This window comes from Roseitalea sp., from assembly GCF_984466335.1.
Genome location: NZ_CFIFWG010000199.1, coordinates 1 through 4,678, shown reverse-complemented (window position 1 = coordinate 4,678; position 4,678 = coordinate 1). Strand labels below are relative to the sequence as shown.

General features: G+C 67.8%; 5 protein-coding genes. All 5 read left to right on the top strand.

What is annotated here, in order from left to right; translation table 11 throughout:
* Window positions 1-317: protein-L-isoaspartate O-methyltransferase family protein (locus tag AC5E6L_RS14150; protein ID WP_491774129.1), on the top strand; the 317-nt coding region annotated here is incomplete at its 5' end.
* A 46-nt stretch (window positions 318-363) separates the two neighbouring features.
* The gene (locus tag AC5E6L_RS14145; protein WP_491230229.1) at window positions 364-507 is read left to right on the top strand and encodes a hypothetical protein; all 144 of its coding nucleotides are present in this window, start codon (window positions 364-366) and stop codon (window positions 505-507) included.
* Window positions 507-1,874 carry a TolC family outer membrane protein gene (locus AC5E6L_RS14140; RefSeq protein ID WP_491230230.1) on the top strand — a complete coding sequence of 456 codons (1,368 nt, stop codon included), beginning with the start codon at window positions 507-509 and terminating at the stop codon, window positions 1,872-1,874. Before AC5E6L_RS14145 ends, AC5E6L_RS14140 begins: the two co-directional genes overlap by 1 nt.
* A 151-nt stretch (window positions 1,875-2,025) precedes the next feature.
* Window positions 2,026-2,745, top strand: a complete 720-nt coding sequence (locus tag AC5E6L_RS14135; RefSeq protein WP_491774126.1) for a PopZ family protein — start codon at window positions 2,026-2,028, stop codon at window positions 2,743-2,745.
* Window positions 2,746-2,837: 92 nt separating this feature from the next.
* On the top strand, window positions 2,838-4,678 hold a 1,841-nt coding region (locus AC5E6L_RS14130; RefSeq protein ID WP_491774124.1), incomplete at its 3' end, for a valine--tRNA ligase.

Here is a 4,678-nt window from a genome sequence, read left to right as displayed (position 1 = left end):
CGCGTGCCGGCGACATACTTGCGCGGGAAGGGTTCGACAGCGTCGCCGTGGTCGGCGGTCCGCTCGAACGGGGACTGGCGGGCGAAGGTCCCTATGATGTGATCTTCATCGGCGGAGCCGTCGACGAGGTGCCCGCCGCGCTGCTCGATCAGCTCAGGCCGTCGGGACGGCTGGTCGTCGTCGAGGGGCACGACCTGACCGGGTTCGCCACGCTTCACATGCGCGACGACGAAGGCGTCCTGTCCAAGCGCCGCGCCTTCAACCTTTCGGCCAAGCCGCTGCCCGGCTTTGCCAAGGAGGCCGAGTTCGTATTCTAGGGTCTCTTGCTTTAAAGTCTTCTGGCCATCGGCATGCGAGGCCGCGTTGCGCTTTGGCAACAAGGCCGCCAAAAGCCCCGATGAAAAAGGCACCGGCCTTGCGGTGCAAGGCCGTGTGCCCTTTATTGCGCGGCAGCCGGGCGAGGCGGCGGCCCGGCGCGTGAAGCTGGAAACGGCCAGGGGGTTGTGATGAATCGCGTTTTCACGTTCGGTTTCTGGACCCTTCTGGCGGCGACCCTCAACGTTACGCCCGTGCCGGCCGAAACGATCCAGGGCGCGCTCGCCAGCGCCTACGCGCACAACGCCCGGCTCAATTCCGCCCGCGCCGGTCTGCGGGTCGCCGACGAGCGGGTGCCCCTTGCCAGGTCGGGCATGCGCCCGCGCGTCACGGGCACGGCGGGCATCGTCAACGCGTCCAATGCGACCGGCGGGCTGGGCGGGGGGCTCGGCCGCACCACTGCCAGCTTCGGCATCGAGATCAACCAGTCCGTCTTCGACGGTTTCCAGACCCGCAACAATGTCCAGGCCGCCGAGGCGGGCGTGCGCGCCGAGCGGCAGAACCTGCGCAACACCGAGCAGAACGTGCTGTTCGACACCGCCCAGACCTATATGGACGTGTTCCAGAACCGGCAGGCCGCATCGCTGCGCGCGCGCAATCTGGAGTTTTTGCGCGAGCAGTTGCGCGCCGCGCAGGCCCGGTTCGAGGTGGGCGAGGGCACCCGCACCGACGTCACCCAGGCCGAGGCGAGCCTTGCTGGCGCCCGCGCCCAGCTCACCGCGGCCCGCGCCGCGGTCGCCTCGGCCGAGGCGGTCTATCGCCAGTTGACCGGCAAAAGCCCAGGATCGCTGCGGCCGGCGCGGCCGCTCGATGCGCTTTTGCCGCGCTCGATCGATGCGGCCTATGCGATCGCCTTCGCCGAGCATCCGGCGATCCTGCTCAGCGATGCGCTGGTCGATTCCAGCCGGTTCGGCGTCAAGGCGGCCGAGGGCGCCTTTCTGCCGCAAATCGGTCTCAGCGCGTCTGTATCGCAGGCCTCGACCTATTCGAGCGCCGGCGACACCTCCGGCGTCTCCGCCTCGATCGGCGCCCAGGTGACCGTGCCGATCTACCGGGGCGGACAGTCAAGCGCCACCGTTCGCCAGCGCAAGCAGGAACTGGGGCAGGCCCGGATCGAAACCGATGTGGCGCGCGACCAGGTGCGCGCCGCGGTCGCCTCGGCCTGGACCCAGCTCGAAGCGTCCCGCGCCGCGTTGCGGGCGAACGAGGAATCGGTGCGCGCCTCGCGCCTTGCGCTCGACGGCGTCGTCGAGGAGCGTAATGTCGGCCAGCGCACGACGCTCGATGTGCTCAATGCCCAGGCCACCGTGCTCGATGCTCAGATCGCGCTGGTTGAGTCGCAGCGCAACCTGGTCGTGTCGTCCTATGCGCTGGGCTCGGCGGTCGGCCGGCTGAGCGCGGCGCGGCTGGGCCTGAAGGTGCAGCGCTACGATCCCGAAGAGCATTACGAGGCGGTCAAGGACCTGTGGTACGGCCTGCGCACGCCGGACGGGCGCTGAAACCCGGTCAATCCTGTGAAGCGGCGGTGAAACCGCCCGAACGGGATTCTCATTTGCCGCGCGCTTGGATAGGCTCACCATATCGATTCGAAAACGCACGGGACACATGGGGACAATGGGGCAGCCCAAGCCTTCGCAAGATCAGCCGTCGATGGACGAGATCCTGTCCTCGATCCGCCGCATCATCGAGCGCGGCGAGTCCGGTTCCGCCCAAACCCCTCCGGCCGGTCCCGTCCGGGCGGACGAGACCGGACAAGACGGGTCCGAGCAGGACGACGATGCGGTCGCCGCGCCTTTCAACGGCTCTGCGGGCTCCGCCCGCGCGCCGATGAGCGATACCGAACTGGACAGTTTCGCCGAGGCGCTCGATGCGCGCGTATCGGCGTACAACGAGACCGTCTTCGACGCCACCGGCGTCCTCGCCGACCCTCAGCCGCCGGCCGACGATGCGCCCGGCGGCAAGGACGATGCGCCCGGCGGCAAATATGAGGCGCGCTTCACCGCCGATGACAGCCGCGCCTTCGCCGAGGTTGCGAACGTCCTGTCGGCGACCGCCGGAGAGTTGCGCGTGGGGTCCGCTGTCGTGGCCGCGCCCGTGCTGCATGCCGATGCCGATGCGCCCGTGCGGCAATCGGCGGCACCGCTCGAACCGCTGATCTCCCAGGACGTCAGCCGCGCCGTGGGCATGTCGTTCGACATCTTGTCCGATATGCTGCGCGCCCAGGCCGGCCGCGATCTGCAAGAGATCGCCGAGGAGATGATGCGCCCCATGCTGGCCGACTGGCTCGACAACAACCTGCCCTCGATCGTCGAAAGGCTGGTGCGCGCCGAGATTGAACGGATCGCGCGCGGCGAGCCCCATCAGGGCTGAAGGCCGCCCGCTGGTCACCGGTTTGTTGACAGCGCCCATGCCATCCGGTTTACAGCGCTTCGGACTTTGACCGGCGCCGATCGGATTTTCTGATGCTTGACAAGACTTTTGACGCGGCCCGCGTGGAGCCGCGCATTGCCGACAAATGGGACCAGGCCAACGCTTTCGCCGCCGGTGCCGGTGCGCGCGAAGGCGCCGAGCCCTACTGCATCGTCATCCCGCCGCCCAACGTCACCGGCTCGCTGCATATGGGCCATGCGCTCAACAACACGCTTCAGGACATTCTGGTCCGCCACCGGCGCATGCTCGGCAACAACGTCCTCTGGCAGCCGGGCATGGACCATGCCGGCATCGCCACGCAGATGGTCGTCGAGCGGCAAATGGCCGAAAGCGGCGACAATGTGACTCGCCGCGAGATGGGCCGCGACACGTTCATCGAGCGGGTCTGGCGGTGGAAGGGGGAATCGGGCGGCCGGATATTCAACCAGCTCAAGCGCCTTGGCGCCTCGTGCGACTGGTCGCGCGAGCGCTTCACCATGGATGAGGGCCTTTCCGAGGCCGTGCTCGAAGTCTTTGTCCGCCTCTATGAGGAAGGGCTGATCTATCGCGGCAAGCGGCTGGTGAACTGGGACCCGAAGTTCGAGACGGCCATCTCCGACCTCGAAGTCGAGAACATCGAGGTCGACGGCCATATGTGGCACTTCAAATACCCGCTGGCCGGCGGCGAGACCTATGACTATGTCGAAAAGGACGCGGACGGGGCCGTCACGCTGCGCGAGACGCGCGACTACATTTCCATCGCCACGACGCGGCCCGAGACCATGCTCGGCGACGGCGCCGTCGCCGTCCACCCCTCCGACGAACGCTATGCGCCGATCGTCGGCAAGCTGTGCGAGATTCCGGTCGGCCCGAAGGCGCATCGCCGCCTGATCCCCATCATCACCGACGCATATCCGGACCCCGACTTCGGCTCCGGCGCGGTGAAGATCACCGGCGCGCACGATTTCAACGACTACGAGGTCGCAAGGCGCGGCGGCATTCCGATGTACCGGCTGATGGACACGCGCGGCGCCATGCGCGCCGACGGCGCGCCCTATGAGGAAGCGGCCGCGATCGCCGGCGCCGTGGCGCGCGGCGAGCGCGCGCTCGGCGAGGCCGAGGCCGACGCGCTCAACCTTGTGCCCGACGATCTGCGCGGGCTCGACCGGTTCGAGGCGCGCGAGCGCCTCGTTGCGCAGATCGGCGCCGAGGGCCTTGCGGTCACGGCAGCCGACGCGGACGGCAACGCCGTTCCCTTCGTCGAGCAAAAAAAGGTGATGCAGCCCTTCGGCGACCGCTCCCATGTGGTCATCGAGCCGATGCTGACCGACCAGTGGTTCGTACGCGCCGATGTCCTTGCCGAGCCCGCCATCGCTTCGGTGCGCGAGGGGCGCACGCAGTTCGTCCCGCAGAACTGGGAGAAGACCTATTTCGACTGGATGGAGAACATCCAGCCCTGGTGCGTATCGCGCCAATTGTGGTGGGGCCACCGGATTCCGGCCTGGTACGGGCCGGACGATACCGTGTTCGTTGCGCGCAGCGAGGACGAGGCGCTGGCCGCGGCGCGCGCCCGTTTCGGCCGGGACGTGACGCTGGAGCGCGACCCCGACGTGCTCGACACCTGGTTCTCGTCGGCGCTGTGGCCGTTCTCGACGCTCGGCTGGCCCGACGGGACGCAGGAGCTTGCCACCTTCTATCCGACCTCGGCTCTCGTCACCGGCTTCGATATCATCTTCTTCTGGGTCGCCCGGATGATGATGATGGGCCTGCATGTCATGAAGGACGGCGAGGGCAGGGGCATCGAGCCCTTCAGGACGGTCTATGTGCACGCGCTGGTGCGCGACAAGCACGGCGCCAAGATCGTGCCCCTCAACGATTCCGCCCTTGAGGTGCT

Excerpts from the sequence above, each read along its gene's own strand:
- AC5E6L_RS14135 (WP_491774126.1), top strand. The coding sequence starts at position 2,026 with ATGGACGAGATCCTGTCCTCGATCCGCCGCATCATCGAGCGCGGCGAG.
- AC5E6L_RS14140 (WP_491230230.1), top strand. The coding sequence starts at position 507 with ATGAATCGCGTTTTCACGTTCGGTTTCTGGACCCTTCTGGCGGCGACC.